Origin of the sequence: Burkholderia sp. Se-20373 (assembly GCF_017104705.1) — a bacterium.
Taxonomy (GTDB): Bacteria; Pseudomonadota; Gammaproteobacteria; order Burkholderiales; family Burkholderiaceae; genus Burkholderia.
In genome coordinates this window covers 38,927-55,635 of the sequence record NZ_JAAGPH010000017.1, presented here as the reverse complement: position 1 = coordinate 55,635, position 16,709 = coordinate 38,927, and the positions used below count along the sequence as shown (strand labels likewise).

At 63.1% G+C, this 16,709-nt stretch carries 15 protein-coding genes; 2 read left to right on the top strand and 13 right to left on the bottom strand.

What is annotated here, in order from left to right:
• Positions 1-5 precede the first annotated feature (5 nt).
• From G3N96_RS08845 to G3N96_RS08835, 3 genes are read right to left on the bottom strand one after another with little or no spacing between them, the layout of a single operon-like run.
• Complete coding sequence (locus G3N96_RS08845) at positions 6-929, bottom strand: DMT family transporter (protein ID WP_206136967.1); 924 nt, start codon at positions 927-929, stop codon at positions 6-8.
• A gap of 13 nt (positions 930-942) precedes the next feature.
• On the bottom strand, positions 943-1,929 hold the full coding sequence (locus G3N96_RS08840; protein ID WP_206136966.1) for a 2OG-Fe(II) oxygenase: 987 nt from the start codon (positions 1,927-1,929) through the stop codon (positions 943-945).
• A gap of 29 nt (positions 1,930-1,958) precedes the next feature.
• Complete coding sequence (locus tag G3N96_RS08835; protein ID WP_124578446.1) at positions 1,959-2,939, bottom strand: hypothetical protein; 981 nt, start codon at positions 2,937-2,939, stop codon at positions 1,959-1,961.
• A 132-nt stretch (positions 2,940-3,071) separates the two neighbouring features.
• Here G3N96_RS08835 and G3N96_RS08830 point away from each other — a divergent pair, with 132 nt between their 5' ends.
• Positions 3,072-3,923, top strand: a complete 852-nt coding sequence (locus G3N96_RS08830) for a LysR substrate-binding domain-containing protein (protein ID WP_206136965.1) — start codon at positions 3,072-3,074, stop codon at positions 3,921-3,923.
• An 82-nt stretch (positions 3,924-4,005) separates the two neighbouring features.
• Here the strand turns inward: G3N96_RS08830 and G3N96_RS08825 are convergent, their stop codons facing one another.
• The 5 genes from G3N96_RS08825 to G3N96_RS08805 all read right to left on the bottom strand — a co-directional run bounded on the left by G3N96_RS08825 (position 4,006) and on the right by G3N96_RS08805 (position 8,984).
• Positions 4,006-4,707, bottom strand: a complete 702-nt coding sequence (locus tag G3N96_RS08825) for an ABC transporter ATP-binding protein (RefSeq protein ID WP_039366289.1) — start codon at positions 4,705-4,707, stop codon at positions 4,006-4,008.
• A complete protein-coding gene (gene livG / locus G3N96_RS08820; protein WP_089448183.1) occupies positions 4,707-5,480 on the bottom strand; it encodes a high-affinity branched-chain amino acid ABC transporter ATP-binding protein LivG in 774 nt (257 codons plus the stop codon). The genes G3N96_RS08825 and livG overlap by 1 nt, the downstream gene beginning before the upstream one ends.
• Positions 5,477-6,748, bottom strand: a complete 1,272-nt coding sequence (locus G3N96_RS08815) for a high-affinity branched-chain amino acid ABC transporter permease LivM (protein ID WP_206136964.1) — start codon at positions 6,746-6,748, stop codon at positions 5,477-5,479. The genes livG and G3N96_RS08815 overlap by 4 nt, the downstream gene beginning before the upstream one ends.
• Before the next feature lie 11 nt (positions 6,749-6,759).
• Positions 6,760-7,686 (bottom strand): high-affinity branched-chain amino acid ABC transporter permease LivH, encoded by a 927-nt coding sequence (livH, locus tag G3N96_RS08810; RefSeq protein WP_034186151.1) that lies wholly within the window; start codon positions 7,684-7,686, stop codon positions 6,760-6,762.
• Positions 7,687-7,868: 182 nt separating this feature from the next.
• Positions 7,869-8,984 carry a branched-chain amino acid ABC transporter substrate-binding protein gene (locus G3N96_RS08805; protein WP_124578452.1) on the bottom strand — a complete coding sequence of 372 codons (1,116 nt, stop codon included), beginning with the start codon at positions 8,982-8,984 and terminating at the stop codon, positions 7,869-7,871.
• An 812-nt stretch (positions 8,985-9,796) separates the two neighbouring features.
• Here G3N96_RS08805 and G3N96_RS08800 point away from each other — a divergent pair.
• Positions 9,797-10,417, top strand: coding sequence for a hypothetical protein (locus G3N96_RS08800; RefSeq protein WP_206136963.1), 621 nt, complete (start codon positions 9,797-9,799; stop codon positions 10,415-10,417).
• 85 nt (positions 10,418-10,502) lie between these two features.
• On the opposite strand, the gene G3N96_RS08795 is transcribed toward G3N96_RS08800, so the two are convergent.
• From G3N96_RS08795 to G3N96_RS08775, 5 genes are all read right to left on the bottom strand, one after another.
• A complete protein-coding gene (locus G3N96_RS08795; RefSeq protein ID WP_206136962.1) occupies positions 10,503-10,724 on the bottom strand; it encodes a SymE family type I addiction module toxin in 222 nt (73 codons plus the stop codon).
• 362 nt (positions 10,725-11,086) lie between these two features.
• On the bottom strand, positions 11,087-11,278 hold the full coding sequence (locus tag G3N96_RS08790; RefSeq protein WP_206136961.1) for a hypothetical protein: 192 nt from the start codon (positions 11,276-11,278) through the stop codon (positions 11,087-11,089).
• A 55-nt stretch (positions 11,279-11,333) separates the two neighbouring features.
• Positions 11,334-11,897: a hypothetical protein gene (locus G3N96_RS08785; protein WP_206136960.1), complete on the bottom strand. Its 564-nt coding sequence runs from the start codon at positions 11,895-11,897 to the stop codon at positions 11,334-11,336.
• Positions 11,898-11,906: 9 nt separating this feature from the next.
• Positions 11,907-16,244 (bottom strand): RHS repeat-associated core domain-containing protein, encoded by a 4,338-nt coding sequence (locus G3N96_RS08780; RefSeq protein ID WP_346778884.1) that lies wholly within the window; start codon positions 16,242-16,244, stop codon positions 11,907-11,909.
• Positions 16,241-16,699 (bottom strand): DUF1795 domain-containing protein, encoded by a 459-nt coding sequence (locus G3N96_RS08775; protein WP_206136959.1) that lies wholly within the window; start codon positions 16,697-16,699, stop codon positions 16,241-16,243. Before G3N96_RS08775 ends, G3N96_RS08780 begins: the two co-directional genes overlap by 4 nt.
• Between the last annotated feature and the right edge of the window lie 10 nt (positions 16,700-16,709).

The following is a 16,709-nucleotide window of genomic DNA, read 5'->3' as shown; positions in this document are numbered from 1 at the left end:
GTGCATCAACGGCCGGCCGCCTCCATGTTCGCCCGCCGCGCCCGCGCGGGCCGCTCCACGTGCTTGCCGGCCAGCCACACGCCCAGCGCGACGACCACGATGCCGAGATAGGTCGTCACCTCGATCCGGTCGCCGAACATCCACGCGGCCCACAACAGCGTCACGGGCGGTTCGAGATAGACGAGGGTCGCCACGCGCGTCGCGGGCATGCGCTTGAGCAGCGCCCACAGCGACAGGTAGGCGATGAAGGTCGAGAACACCGTCAGCCACACGACGGAGAGCCACACGTTCGGCTGGGTCGGCACGTGCAGGTCGCCCGTGACGATCCCGCACACCGCGAACAGCACGAGGCTCACGCAGCCCTGCACGAACAGCGGCAGGAACAGGCCGTCCTCGTTGCTGCGCGCGGCCGTCAGCGCGCGGCGCCGCTGATAGATCGTCGCGATCGACAGCCCCAATGCGGACACCAGCGGCAGCAGGTACATCACGAGCCCGACCGACCCGGCCGGCAGCGCATACTGCCCGCCGATCACGGTGCCCACGCCGACGAACCCGACGACGAGCCCGGCCCACTGGCGCGCCCCGCTGCGCTCGCTGCCTTCGAGCGACGTCATCGCGGCCGTGATGAGCGGCTGCATCGCGGCGACGATCGCGGCGATGCCGGGCGGCAGGCCATGCTGAATCGCGACGTACACGCAGGCCAGGTAAAGGAACTGCGACAGGAAGCCGATCACCGCGTGATAGCGCAGCTTCTCCCACGTCAGGCGCCCGAGCTGCCGGTTGAGGACGATCGCGAGGCACAGCGTGACGAGCAGGAACCGCCAGAACAGCAGGTTGAACGCGCCGGCCGTCTCCGCGCCGAGCTTGGCGCCGATGAAGCCGGAACTCCACGACAACACGAAAACGAGCTGGAGCAGGAATAGCGGCATGGGGCGACGACTCTCAGACAGTTGCAGGGGACACGCGCTGGTCCGCCAGATCCCCGGGGCGAATCGGTTCGAGCCCGAGGCGGTGATACTGCAGCTCGGCGTCGTCCCGGAGCGCGCGCTGCAGCGCCAGCCAGTTGACGACCGTGCGCGGGATGCCGTCGTCCGACGCGAGATGCCAGAACCCGTTGTCGTCCTCCCGCGTGGTCGGGCAATGAAACGACAGCACCAGCGACATGCGCCGCCCCGACTCGACCGGTTCGACGCCATGGAACAGCTTGCTGCCATAGATGAGCAGCGCGTCGCCCGCGGTGTCCAGATTCGCGGTCTTCACGTGCCGGCGTTCGCGATCATGGCGATCGAACGTTTCCGCGGTCGATTCGTAGAACAGAAAGTTTCCGCCTTCGTAGTCCGATCGATCCGACAGCACGATGTTCAGCACGAAGCTGGTGCCGTCGGTGTGCCACATACCCAGCTCTTCCTTGCCGTCGCGCTGGTCCGTCGGGTAGTAGTAGTTGAACTGCGAGCGCGCATTGACCATCGGATACGGAATCAGCGGCACACCGGCCAGGCGCGACACCCTCAGCAGGAACGCGCGGTCGTGCATCATGTCGTCGACGAACCGCGAGCGCTCCGTCACCGCACGCACGCGCTTCGAGATGATCCAGTTGCTGCTCGACGCGCTGCGCTCCAGCGCGCGGCCGATCTCGCGCAATGCCGCAACCGCCTCGTCGGAAAACAGCCCGCGAAGATGGCACACCGCGTTGAGCGCATCCGAGCGCGTGCCGCGCATCGGCACACCGCGATAGCCGAGGGCGTCGAGGTTGCGCCGGTATCGCACTTCATAGCCGTCGCGCAGGCAGGCGCTGCTCCAGCGCATCGGTTCCGTCGCGGCGTCCAGCGAGCCGTCGACATTCGCGCCGCCGGACAGCGACGTCTGCAACGCAAGCCTCACCCGATCGAACCCTCGCGCAAACACCGGCAATGCATTTCCCTTGTTCATCGCGTGCCTCGTTGTCGTGGTTGCGGCATTCAGCCCTTGAACTGGGCGATCTGGTACACGACGCTGCCGTCGCCGCTGTGCAGTTCGTCGATCACGCGGCAATTGGCGTGGCTGTGGCGCACGTGGCGGAACTGCTCCGGCGTGTATTTCAGGCAGACGTTGGTGATCAGATGCCCGTCGGCCCCGGCTTTCGATACCGGTTGCAACGTGACCGCCACATGGAACTGGTCGCCGAGCAGGTTGAGCCGGACGATCGACACATGGTGCTCGCCGAGCGGCTCGAAGCCCTGCTGCCGGCTGACGACTTCGGAAAACCGCACCATGTTCTCGTTCCGGTAGAAGTTGTAGATGGGCTCCTCTCTCCCCTCGACCAGCAACTGCATCTCCGATACGACGTAGGTCGACTTGCCGCCGAGATTGCGGATGAGCCGGCCGATCGTCACGGGCAATTCGTTGCCCTCCTGGAAACCGAGCATCGTGATGAACGTCACGTCCTGGCCCACGTCGATGTGGTTCCATTGCACGTTCCGGTAATCGTCGGCGATGTAGTTGAAACAGCCGGGCGTCTTCAGGAACGGCATGATCGCGTGCCGCATCGCGTCTTCCGACGACTCGTTGATGTCGACGGCCGTATAGCGCAGATGGTCCGGGCCGCCGCCGCTGACGGCCTTCACGAGTTCGGTCGTCTTGACCGGCTCCGGCCCGAGCTCGATGTAATGCACATCGCGGCCGCGCGACAACGTCGCGAGCCGCTCGCTCAACTGGCCGATTGCTTCGCGCAACGAACCGTTGCCGTCGCGGTCCGCGCACAGCGCGGGGCTCCGCACGCCCAGCTCGTTCAGGTTACGCATCAGCGAAAACACCTCGCGCCCGGCCGCCTTTCTCCTCGCGTCATCGTCGCTGCGCTTGAGCGTCGAATACTTTTCGTGATTCTCGACCGTCCATACCGACTCGGCCTTCAACTTCCTGTCCCGCACCAATGCATCTACAACGAAATCATTGATCGACATGAATCGTTCCCCGGATACGTGCAACGCGCGACCGGCTGCCTGCCGTTGTCTGCCTGTTGACCGAGAATATGGGATGCCCAATAATTCCGTCAATCGACATTACCTGAATCACTGATTCGGAAAAACCAAATCATGCCGCGCACCCTGGACGTCGACCTGCTGCGAACCTTCCACGCGGTCGCGAAGCTCGGCCGCTTCAAGGATGCGGCCGCGCATGTGAATCGCAGCCCGTCGTCGGTCACCGCGCAGATCCAGAAGCTCGAGGAGATGGTCGCGCAGCGCCTGTTCACGCGGAACAACCAGGCCGTCGAACTCACGCAGTACGGCCACAAGCTGCTGAGCGACACCACCGAGTTTCTGCTGAGCCACGACCGGCTCGTCGAATCGCTGTCGCCGCAGATGCTGACCGGCAAGCTGCGGCTCGGCATCCCCGATTCGTACGCCGCGCACTTCATGGCGGAATTCCTGCCGCGCTTCGCCGCCGACCGGCCGCTGCTCGAACTGACGGTCGAAGCACGCTCCAGCGAAGAGCTGCAGTCGCTGTTCGCGCGCGGCCAGCTGGACATCACGATCGCCGTGGTGCCGAAAGCGACGCCGCACGGCGAGCTGCTCAGCAAGACCCATCCGGTGTGGGTCGCCGCGCGAACCTTCAAGTTCAATCCCGACGCGCCGCTGCCGATCGCCGTGCAACTGCAGGGCTGCCCGTACCGCGACACCGCGCTGAACGCGCTGAAGAAGGCGAAGATCGCGCACCGGATGCTGCTCGAAAGCGCCAGTTCGCCGGCGGTCGAGGCGTGTATCGCGAACGGCCTCGCGGTCGGCCTCATCGAACACGATCGCGTGTCCAGCAACCTGACGAGCCACGTCGCCGGGATCGTGCTGCCCGATCTCCCGCCGCACCTGATCACCATCCTGACGGACGACAGCAATCGCGCCGCGCTGCATTTGCGCGACGTTTTGAAAAGCACGTTCCGGATCGGATGAAGACAAGGCCGGGAACCGGCCTTGCATGAGAAAGCAAAACAGGAAGCGCCGCCGGCCCGTTGCAGGCCGGCGGCTTTCGGCATCAACCGCCGAGGTACGCCTGCTTGATGCGATCGTTCGCGAGCAGGTTCGCGCCCGTATCGGCGAGCACCACGCGCCCCGTTTCGAGCACGTAGCCGCGATCGGCCACACCCAGCGCCTTGTTCGCGTTCTGCTCGACGAGGAACACCGTGACGCCTTCGTCGCGGATCGTGCGGATGATGTCGAAGATCTGCGCGATCACGAGCGGCGCGAGGCCGAGCGTCGGCTCATCGAGCAGCAGCAGGCGCGGCTTGCTCATCAGCGCGCGGCCGATCGCCAGCATCTGCTGCTCGCCGCCCGACATCGTGCCGGCCCGCTGCGTCGCCCGTTCCTTCAGGCGCGGAAACAGCTTGAACACGTGCTCGATGCCGTCATCGATTTCGTGACGGCTCGCGAAAAAGCCGCCCATCTTCAGGTTCTCGAGCACCGTCAGGCTCGGGAACACGCGCCGCCCTTCCGGCGAAATCGCCATCCCCTGCCGCATGATCTGGTGCGTCGACATCGCGGTGATGTCCTTGCCCTCGAACAGCACGCGGCCCGACGATGCGCGCGGCGTGCCGCACACGGTCATCATCAGCGTCGTCTTGCCGGCGCCGTTGCTGCCGATCAGCGTGACGATCTCGCCCTTGTTCACCTCGATCGACACGCCCGCGAGCGCTTCGACCGCGCCGTAGTGCGTATGGACCTGTTCCAGCTTCAGCATCACTCTTCCCCCAGATACGCCTTGATCACGCGCGGGTCGTTGCGGACCGCTTCCGGCGTGCCGATCACGATCGGCCGGCCGTGCTCCATCACGAGGATGCGGTCGGACACGCCCATCACGAGGCTCATGTCGTGTTCGATCAGCAGCACCGATACGCCGAACTCGCGGCGCAGCTTGTCGATCAGGTGCTGCAGCTCGATCTTTTCCTGCGGGTTGAGGCCGGCCGCCGGCTCGTCGAGCATCAGGAGGCGCGGCTCGGTGATCATGCAGCGCGCGATCTCCAGACGCCGCTGGTGCCCGTACGACAACGTGCCCGCCGGCCGGTTGGCGACCGACGTCAGCCCCATCCGGTCGAGCCACACGGCCGCGCGTTCGAGCGCTTCCTTCTCGGCACGGCGATACGCGGGCGTCGAGAACAGGCCGGGCAGCAGCCCCGCCTTCACCTTGCGGTGCTGCGCGACGAGCAGGTTCTCGACGACGGTCAGCGACTTGAACAGGCGGATGTTCTGGAACGTCCGCACGAGGCCCTTCAACGCGATCTTGTGGCTCGGCAGCCCGGCGATCGCATGACCGTCGAGCACGACGTCGCCGCCGGTCGGCTTGTAGAAGCCGCCGACGCAGTTGAACACCGTGGTCTTGCCCGCGCCGTTCGGCCCGATGATCGCGAACACCTCATCGCGGCGCACGTCGAAATCGATGCCGTCCACCGCGAGCAACCCGCCGAAGCGCATCTGCAGCCCGGCGACCTTCAACAGTTCCGTATTCGCGCTCATTGGGGCAGCTCCACGTGGGGACGGCTCGCGGGCAGCAGGCCCTGCGGACGCCACATCATCATCAACACCATCACGAGACCGAAGATCAGCATCCGGTACTCGGCGAAGCCGCGCGCGACTTCCGGCAGCACGGTCAGCAGGATCGCCGCGAGAATCACGCCGAGCTGCGAGCCCATCCCGCCGAGCACGACGATCGCGAGGATCAGCGCCGATTCGATGAAGGTGAACGATTCAGGATTCACGAGGCCCTGGCGCGCCGCGAAGAACGCGCCGCCGATACCGGCGAACGCCGCACCGAGCGTGAACGCCGACAGCTTGATGCGCGTCGGGTTCAGGCCCAGCGACCGGCACGCGATCTCGTCGTCGCGCAGCGCTTCCCACGCACGGCCCATCGGCATGCGGATCAGGCGGCTCGTCACGAACAGCGTGAAGCCGACCAGCACGAGCGCGAGCAGGTACAGGAAGATCACCACGTGGTCGCCGCTGTATTCCAGCCCGATCAGTTCATGGAAGGTCTTCGCGCCTTCGACGCTCGCGCTGCGCGCCATCTCGTAGCCGAACACGGTCGGCTTCGGGATGCCCGAGATGCCGTCCGGGCCGCCCGTGAGGCTCGTCAGGTTGTTCGCGAGCAGGCGGATGATTTCACCGAAGCCGAGCGTGACGATCGCGAGATAGTCGCCGCGCAGCCGCAGCACCGGGAAGCCGAGCAGGAAGCCGAACGTCGCGGCCGCGATCGCGGCGAGCGGCAGGCATTCCCAGAACGACAGCCCGAAGTACTGGTTCAGCATCGCGTACGTATAGCCGCCGACCGCGTAGAACCCGACATAGCCGAGATCCAGCAGCCCCGCGAAACCGACCACGATGTTCAGCCCGAGGCCGAGGATCACGTAGATCAGCGCGAGCGTCGCGACGTCCACCGCGCCGCGCGAACCGAAGAACGGCCACACGAGCCCGACCGCGAGCAACACCCAGACGATCACGCGCTGCTGCCGCGCGCCCATCGCGGGCAGGGCCGGCAGCTTCACCGACGATTTCGCGCGCACGAACCACGGCTTGAACAGCTGGAACAGGAACACGCCCGCGACCGCGATCCACACCGGCCGCCAGTGCGGCGTGAGCACCACCTGGTAGCCTTCGAGCTTCAGTTGCAGCCCGAGTACCGGGATCGTGAGGATCGCCGTCAGGAACGCGGCGGCCACGGCATTTTTCAGCGCCTGGCCGATCGACGCGTCGGCGGCCGGGCGGCGAACGGAAATGACTTGACTCATCTGCGTCTCCCTCAAACCTTTTCGATGTCCGACTTGCCGAGCAGGCCGGTCGGGCGGAAGAGCAGGATCAGCACGAGCAGGCCGAACGCAACGACGTCCTTGTACTCGGCCGGCATGTAGCCTGCGGCGAAGGTTTCGGCGAGGCCGAGCAGCACGCCGCCGAGCATCGCGCCCGGGATGCTGCCGATCCCGCCCAGCACCGCGGCGGTGAACGCCTTGATGCCCGCGACGAAGCCGATATACGGGTTCAGCTTGCCGATCGTCAGCCCGATCAGCACGCCGCCGACGGCCGCCAGCATCGCGCCGAGCACGAACGTGAACGAGATCACGCGGTTCGTGTCGATGCCGAGCAGGTTCGCCATCTTCATGTCCTCGGCGCATGCGCGGCACGCCCGGCCCATCCGCGAATGCGAGATGAACAGCGTGAGCGCGATCATCAGCACGAGCGTCACGCAGACGATCATCAGGCGCGAATACGGGACGGTCACGTCGAAGTCGCCGCCGAGATGGATGTCGAACGCGCCGGAGATCAGTACCGGCACGGACACGTCGCGCGCGCCCTGGCCGATCTGCACGTAGTTCTGCAGGAAGATCGACATGCCGATCGCGGAGATCAGCGGCACGAGGCGCGGGCCGCCGCGCAGCGGCCGATACGCGACGCGCTCGACCGCGAAACCGTACAGGCCGGTGACGATCACCGACACGATCAGCGCGGCGCCGAGCACGAGCGGCAGCGGATAGCCGGCGGAAATGCCGATGGCAGTGAGGGTTACGAGGCCCACGTAGGCGCCGATCATGTAGATCTCGCCGTGGGCGAAGTTGATCATGCCGATGATGCCGTAGACCATCGAATAGCCGATGGCGATCAACGCATAGATCGCACCCAGCGTCAGGCCGTTGACCAGCTGCTGGGCGAATTGAGGAAAGAAGTCAGTCATGTGCGGGAAGCTCCCGTTGGCGTCGTGTCGCCTGCCGTCGCCGGATCACGGCGTGGCCGCGCGCAACGCACGGTGTCGTCTCGGGCCGCCCCATGGCCGCGCAATGGGCCGATGCGCGGCCAATACGCACCCGCCCCGTCCGGGTCTCGGACAGGGCGGCATGCGCGGGCGGGTACTCCGTCTTACTTGGCGGCGGTCTTCGTCGCGTCCTTGTGCCACGTGTACACGACGAACTTGAACGCCTTCAGGTCGCCCTGTGCGTCATACGCGACCTTGCCGATCGGCGTGTCGAACGTCGTCTTGTGCATGTACGCGGCGACCTTGGTCGGATCGGTTGTCTTCGCTCCGGCGATCGCGTCGGCGATGATCTTCACCGCTGCGTACGCCGGCATCTGGAACGGGCCGTTCGGGTCGCGCTTCTTGTCCGCGAACGCCTTCACGAGCGCCGCGTTGGCCGGATCGGCCGAGAAGTCGGCCGGCAGCGTGACGAGCATGCCTTCCGAAGCCGGGCCGGCGATTGCCGTCACGTCCTTGTTGCCCACGCCTTCCGGCCCCATGAACGTGGCCTTCACGCCCTGCTCGCGCGCCTGGCGCATCAGCAGGCCCATTTCCGGGTGGTAGCCGCCGAAGTAGACGAAGTCGACGCCTTGCGACTTCAGCTTCGTGATGATCGCCGAGTAGTCCGAATCGCCGGCGTTGATGCCTTCGAACAGGACGACCGGGATCTTCGCGGCTTCGAGGTCCTTCTTCACCGACGATGCGATGCCCTGGCCGTACGACTGCTTGTCGTGCAGGACCGCGACCTTCTTCGGCTTCACGTTGTTGATGATGTAGTGCGCGGCGGCCGGGCCTTGCTGGTCGTCACGGCCGATCGTGCGGAAGATGAAGTGGCGCTTCTTGCCTTCCGTCAGCTGCGGCGCGGTGGCCGACGGCGTGACCATCACGATGCCTTCGTTCTCGTAGATGTCGGAAGCCGGAATCGTCGAACCCGAGCACACGTGGCCGATCACGTACTTGATCTTCTGGCTGACGATCTTGTTGGCGACGGCGACGGCCTGCTTCGGCTCGCACGCGTCGTCCATCATCACGACTTCGAACTTGTTGCCGCCCGCACCGCCTGCAGCGTTGACCTGCTCGATCGCGGTCAGCGCGCCGGCCTTCACCATGTCGCCGTATTGGGCGACCGAACCGCTCATCGGACCAGCGATGGCGATCTTCACGGTTTCCGCTTGCGCGGCGGCGGCGCCGGCGGCGAACAGCACGGCGGCGGAAATGGACGTAAGACGGGACAGCGTCATCTGGGAGCTCCTCGATGTTGTTTAGTCATACGGGCAAAGGCGGCATGACTTGCGCAATCGAACAGCACCCGGGGCGAGGACATGGGACACGCCCGAGACACATAGAAGACGGAACTCCAGCGGAATGTTGCGTAGCGGGGCCCGGCTCTTGCAGTCCCCGAAAGGGGACGTCTGGTTCGGAAAGACATCGTGATGCGTCTTGCATTGCGCAAGCGTTTCGCCTGCCCCGCTTGCCAAATCGCTCGTTCGGAGGGATGGTCCGACAGCCATTGGCAAGGCAGTCGAAATTATATGGGCGTTTTTAAATCGTCTGTCAAAAATGCCGGTCGACCGAGGGAAAACACGGAGGGTTTTGGGGGGTGGGGGTGGCGATGGGGGCGCAACCTCGTGAGGGGCGAGAACGTTTGCCTGGGGTGCAATTGGGTTGCTATGGGTTGGGTCGGATTGGGTGGTGCCTTGCTGCGCTTGGCTTTCGGGGATCGTGGATTCTACGCAGCGCGTTTTCGGGTTGCTAAGGGTCCGATCGCAGAAAATCAATCGACAGATGATTGCTTGGGCTGGCACCCACTCGGGGCAGTCGGTTGAGGCGGTCAATCCTACTGTTTACAAACAAAACTAAACATTTGGAAGCTCGTTGTTATTTTCATGAAATAATACGAATTCGCTTCTGCAATCCAGCCAGCTTTCCTGTGAGGTGCGTGAGTCGCGCTTCGCAGCCGCTTCAGGGCCGCTTCGACGCCCCTCCGTCGCCCAGCCGCCAGCCAGTGATCTGCCGTTTTTTCTCATCGCATATCACCTGCTTCGGAACGCTGATGAATCACCTCCCACGCTTTTCTTCTGCCGCCGCCGCGATTACGTGCGCGCTTTCTGTTTCAACCGCCGACGCTTCCGGGCGCGATTCGCTGACCGATCGGTCAGTGGGTGCCAATGTGTTTCGGTCGGAGCGCAGGGCTGCTGCTCGGGATGACGGGCGCGCGGTGCGTATGAGCCGCCGCCAGGTGAAGTACGCGGCGCCGATGGAACGCACGCCGTTCGATACGCCGGATACGCGGCCGTTGCGGGTGAGAGGCGATACGCTTGTGGCGCCGCCGCCTTCGGCCGAGCCCGATTTTGTATTGCCGTCGAACCGCGTTACGCTCGGCGCGGGTGGCAGCGATAGTTTTGGTCGCGCGGTGCCTGGATATGAGCAGCGCGCGGAAAACTGGAATGAGTATCTGCGGGCTAATGGCTCTTGGCCGGCCGGCAGTGGCGGTTCGTATGCGCCGCAGCGGCCGTACGATGCTCCGCGCGGTCCGCATGGTGCGCCGAATCCATTTGATCCTTCGGTGCCGCAGCCGGAGACGCGGACGTTTTATGACAACGGCGCAGGAACGAAGTGCAAGGCTACCGGTGGTGCGGGAACGTGGCGGTCGTCTTGCAATATCGGTTGGTGAGGCGCGGCAGTGAGCGGCAGCGGCAATCCCACCACACGCGCTGCGCGACATCGCGCAGCGCGGCCGCATCCTGCGGCGTTGCCTCTTACATCTGCGTGATGATCAGCCTGCCTGGCTCAATCGTGATCTGCGCCTTGCGGCCCGGAACAAAACCCGCATCGTTGACCAGCCACATTCCACCGATCTTCATATACGGATAAAACGTCTCTGGCCTGGGTTCCATCGTTTTCGGGGAACCCCACATTTCCTGGATCGTTACGAAACGTTCCGTCTTCCGCGGTCGTGCTTTATGATTCGCCTTAGCCATGGGCAACTCCTGCTTAGTTGGCTGTGGTTAGCGGGTCGTGAGTGTTGGTAGCACTTGCGGCCCGCGCTCGTTTACTGCGGTGTTTCGATGTATCGGATTCCTCCTTTGTAGGTGGTTCGAGGTCGCGAATTCGACATCGATCAGAGCATGCGGCACATCCATTCGCGCGCAAGACGCGAACGAGATCATCGTTAGTTGGACTTTTCCTATTAGACCACCGTCGACGCCTACTTGGCTGCACGTTAGCCGTTGGGTATAGGTACACGAGTTCATCTGTGCCCCAAAGTCATTCGTGCGGTAATGGGGAAAGTGAATCGACGCTACCGTCAATCAGCGTCAGCGCGCGACGATTCGAAACAATTTTAATAAATCAGATTCGCTATAGAGCGCAGTTCGATACGAACGCGATTTTTGCCGCTTGGATTGAGTTCCGGCGACAGCCCCTTTGTCGACGGCGGGCAACTCGGCGGCGTCGTGCCGTTGATCTTCAATGCCCACATGGTACGGAACACCAGCACATTCCCCCTAAGCATGTTCACGAGGCTGCCGTACATCGACACCAACTGCCGCGCCGCCGCTGTTTAGACGCTCGCTGCATAAGTTTGTGGTTCAAGAGGTTCCGAGATTGAAGAGCCACTCGTGATATTTTCTCTTGTCCCGATCGGACAAGACTCCTGCAACAAGATCCCGTGCAAAATCCCTCTGAGCGTTCATTTCATTCTCGACCGGATTCGTCGCATGCCCACCAATCAAATCGAAACTTTCCAAGTAGTCAATCCGATTTATCAGAACCTCGGCGCATGCAACCAATCGTTCAACATTGTGCCCAGTACACCATTGAGCCAAAAAGGAAAGCCCCGCCAGCAAATCAGTCGCCCCCTGGGCCGCAGCGTCGTCATCCATTTCGACTGCATCAGGGTCCCAGTCCACTTGCTCCAGATCGCTTAGCGGATTGGATTTTTCGCTTCCATTCCACACTTGATCCAAGTAGTCACCAACTCGCTGTCTGATCTTCGTGCTTGTACCCCCCGCATGCGTGGCAAGGAACTCGAATATTGAGTCATCGTGTGCAAGGCCAATGCAACACCAAACACCAAAACGAGCAAGGTTATCGACCTTCCCTGTAGCAAGAATTGATTCGAGATATTTTTTATGCGCCTCGATATCGAACATACTCATCTCCTAATCAAAAATCCCACCAGCTTGGTCCACGTGGGGCTGGCACGAAGGACACGACGCATTCCTTTGCAATCCGCCCCAAGAGATACCCCAGCGACTAACCTCAGCCCCTTCGGGAAGATTGCGCAAAATAATTCTCTCTGCGTGGTTCTCGAGCTTATCAAAACCATCGATAGACTTCTTGCCATAGAAGATGTTTTCTTCAGGCACTCCCATCTTCATAAGCGCTTGTCGTTGTGCCGGACTTAGTCGGCCCCCGCTTCCCGCTGCAAACAGCTGTGGCTTGCCATTCACCTTGGCTTCGACGATAGATACTGTTGAATTTCGTATTGAGCGTGCATCCCCACCACCGGCCAAGCTATGGATTTCCTGTGCTTTCCCGCTAAGTTCCCCACATGCCCAGCCCCACGGATCGATCCAAGCTAACGGATTGGCAGCGTACCGATAGAGGTTCGTCCCCCCCAGCAAGCCGATCGGGTCCGGATTGATGAAGCGTCCAATATCCGGATCGTAGAACCGGAAGGTGTTGTAGTGCAGCCCGGTTTCGCGATCCAGGTATTGTCCTTGGAAGCGCAAGTTCTGCGGCCGTGGTACGTGGCCAGATGTTGCAGAAACCAATTGAACCTCGCCCCATTCCGGCACCGGCTGCTGCGGAGCCCGCGCGATCCACTCCTCCTGCACCGCGTTGCCCCAAACTTTGTACCGGGCCTGCCAGATCAACTCGCCATCGGCGTTGGTCAGTTCCTCCGGCAACCCCGACACATCGTTGTGGAAATAGTAGACAGCATCCCGCGCATTGGCGTCGTTGGCCGCTGCCTTACCCTGATCGATCCGCGCCAGCGGCACGTAGCTATTGGACTCATACAAGTACGTCAGCGCTTCCTCGCCATGACGGTCGTGGTACGTCTCCTGCACGAGCCGCATGCCGTCCCACAGGAAATCCGTACTCGCATAACCCCCATTGAGCTTCCTAATCCGCCGACCGAACGCGTCGTATTCGAAATGCGTCGTCCCGATGCCAAGCCGGTCCTTCGTCACGACGGTCTTCAGCTGATTCCAGTCGTCGTACTCAAGCGCCAACTCTTTGGCCGGCCCATGACCGCTCAACTTGCGAACCAGCCGCCCATAAACGTCGTACTCGAAGCGCTTGTCCTCGAACATCTTGAGCCGGTTGTGCTCAACGAAGCCTCCCGGGTGATCGCTCGACACCAGGTTCGCCGCCGCGTCCCAGCGAAACACTTCCGACGGCAATCCCGGCCCGGCCGCCTGTTCAATGCGCCCCGTCGGGTCATACCGATAGCTCGTCGTGCCAAAGCGCATATCCCGCTTCTGGATCACGTCTCCCGCTGCATCGTATTGCCACTGCTTCGCCAGCAACGCGTCCGCTGCCCTGCCTCGCTGCGCAACTTGCCGAGCACGACGGCCAACCGCGTCGTACCCGAAATGGCTGGTCAGCTTGCCTTGCGTCCGCAGAACTTCCCTATGCAGATCATCGCGTTCCATGTCCGCCACTGCGGCACCGTCAACGCGGATCTGGTGCACATGCCCCGAACCGTAATGCAGCCAGTCGATCGTGCGCTCGCCCGAGATCGTGGTGCTGACGCGGTTACCGAGCTCATCGTAGGTATGCACAAGCCAGCCCGTCGGCGTGTACTCCTCGAGCACCTCACCGCGCGCCCCGTACTTCAGGCTGACCCGATTCTTCAACGACGAACCACGAGCGGCCAGCGTGTACAACTCGGCCGACGCGATCCGGCTCGCCTTGTCGTACAGGTATTCACATCGCTCATGCGTGGCTTGCTTCGCCGTCAGTCGTCCGATCGCATCGCGCTCGTATCGCGTCTCGATCTTTCCATCCCGCACGATCGTGCCTTGGCCGCACACGTCGTATTCGTAGGTGCGCTCGTGGCCATCGAGCCCGATCTGCGCAGCCACCAAATCGCGACGGTCATACTGAAAGCGATACGACTCACGATTTTCGTTGGTCAAGCTCGCCAGTCGGAACGCATTGTCGTAACCGAATCGCACAACGCGGTTAGCCGCGTCGGTACGCGAAAGCAGCAGCCCTCGCGGATTAAGTTCATAACGCGTGCTGCGCTGATTCGCGTCAACAACCTCAATGAGGCGCCCAGCCACGTCATAAAAGAACGCCTGACGAGCACCATCGGCCGTCCCGATTCCCGTGACCCGCCCCATCGCATCTGCTTCGTACACGGTCGACTGCCCGGCCGCATCAGTCACACGTGCCAACGCACCACGTGCGTCATACGCAAACCGCGTGACCTTGCCGGAGCAATCGGTATACGCGGTCAACTGCGCACGACCATTCCACTCGAGGAACTTGTACCCGCCCCCCGCATCGCGAATCGTATGCACGAGCCCGCGCTCGTCCCGGTGGTACTCGGTCGCAAAGCCTGCCGGATCGCGTGTCATCGTCAGATTGCCGCGATCGTCGTAGCGGTAAATCCAGCGCGAGTTGGCCGGATCGGTTTCTGCGACAGGCAGGTCGTAGTATCCATTCCACTCGGTCCGCTCAACCTGGCCAAGCGCATCGATGCGCTGCGTCTGACGCCCACGCTCGTCATATTCGAAGCGAGTCGTGTTCCCGGCCGGATCGGTCGTGCTGACCAACTGCCGCTTTGCATTCCAATCCAACTGCCACACGTGGCCTTCGGCATCCGTATGGCTCGTCGGCTGCTGATCCTCGTTCCATGTCCAGCGCGTAACGCGACCGATCTGGTCGGTGATCGTCACCGAACGCTGCGCGAGATCCGCGTTGAACGTGTACGCTTCGCCATCGCTGGTCCAGTGGCGCACGACGCGCGCGTCGCGACCAACACCTTGCCATGCATAAAAACACTGCAGGCCGCCACGCAACGTGTGCTGGACCATCAGCCCATGCTCGTATGCGAAGCGTCGCCCGATATGACCGCTACGATCGGTAACGGCCACCAGCTCGCCGGCATTGCTGTACGCGTAACGCACCAGCGTGTCGGGTTGTTCGCCATCGACACCACGGGTCAGTTCGATCGCGGCAATACGTTGCGGATGCAACTTGTCGTAGGACAGTGTCAGCAAGCGACCGGTGCTGTCGTGCAACCGTACGGGCCGCACAACCTCATCGCGAGCCTCTCGCTCCACCTCGATCCAGTTACCGTTGCGATCTTCGAGACGCCACAGCTTGAGCGCTTCGCCATCCGCATCGGTACGAGTGCGGCCGAAATCACGATACACACCGTCGACCGTCTCGACCACATAGTGGCCGCCCTCGGTGCAGATCAGGTAAATGCCTTCCGGCACGCTGAAGTGGCTCTCACCCGGCGGCACGGCGGGGAATACGATATCGCGCCCCTGCTCGTCCCAGTACGTGATCGACACCACTTCGCCATGTTCACGTGCAAGCCGCAACTCGACGCTGATCGGCACGCTCCACCCCGTCCCGAACAGGCTGTCGGCACGATCGTCGAGGCTGCTATAGAAACGCTGCCACACGATCGGCAGCGGCCCGGGCAGGACGAAGTCGGTATCGTCCGTACCATCGAGCACCTTGCTGCCGGTAATGACGTCGACCGGATGCCCCGCCGATGGCCGCGCCAGGCTACCCAGCCAGGTTCCGAACGCACCCGCCGCGAAATTCACCGCAAGACATGGCACTTTGCTTTTCAGGAAGTCGCCCCAGCTCATCTTCCCGTGGCCGCACACCGCGAGCGCGATCCCAAGCGCAGCCCCCAGCCACCCGAGCCGCGTGGCCGACTTCACATCCCGCACCCGCTGCGTCCCACCGCCGATAGAAACGTTGTCCGAGCCTTCGGCAATCGTCCCGTCACAGGTCGTCTTGTCGCCAACCCGCGCGGCCGGTTGATTGTTGATATAAACGCTGCCCGACCCGTCGGCAATCATCTGCGGCCCAGGATGATCGGTACACGCAACGGTATCGAGATCGCCCGGCTTCGCCGCCCGCGCCGCCGGCTTGTCGTTGACGTAGACGTTGCCCGACCCACTCGCGATCTTGCCTTTGATCTCGGGCGGCACGAGCGAATTGGCCACCGATTTCGCGCCCTCGTCGATGGCATCGTTCATGCCGCTCGCTTCCATCAGCGCGCCGGAGCCGACCGCCACGCCTACACCGATCGCAATCACGAGCGGCGTCGCCAACCCTGCCGTGCCGATCTCAAGCGCGGCGAGGCCGGCGAATATCAGCCCCTCCATCGCCTCTGCCACCAACGCACCGACGATGGCGCCGCCGACTACCGACCCAACAGTGCCGACAAGCTCACCCAGGAGCGACGTATGCTGGATCGGATCTTCGAAGCGTGCGGCCGCGAAGTTTTCCGCGCTCACGACGCGTCACCCGGCCCGAGGAGGGACGGCCGAGCCACGCGCGGCTGGAAACTGGCGAGCATGCGTTCGGCGATCGCCTGCTGTTCCTCGGTCAGCGGCGCCGCGCTGGTCAACGTCATCACCAGCACGCGGCCGGCGTCATCCGACGGGAACATCGTTTGCACCTGATGCCAGAGCCTGCCGTCCCGCTCGAGCGTGGAATCGACCTGAATGCCCGCGCGAGACCCCACCGTCACCGGCCGACGCGCCTTCTCGGTCAGCATCCTGGCATCGCGCGACGCCACTTCCCATTCGCGCGCGACGAACGCGTCGAGGTTCTCCCCGTCGCGCAACCGCCCGCGCGCGATCACGAGATTGAGGCCGCCGGGGCCGACATTCATCACCAGGATGTTGACCGTACGGTCGAGCGCCGCGTCCGGCAGTTCGAAGGTGCCTTCGTGGATTGCGTAGTGCATGGCTGGTTTC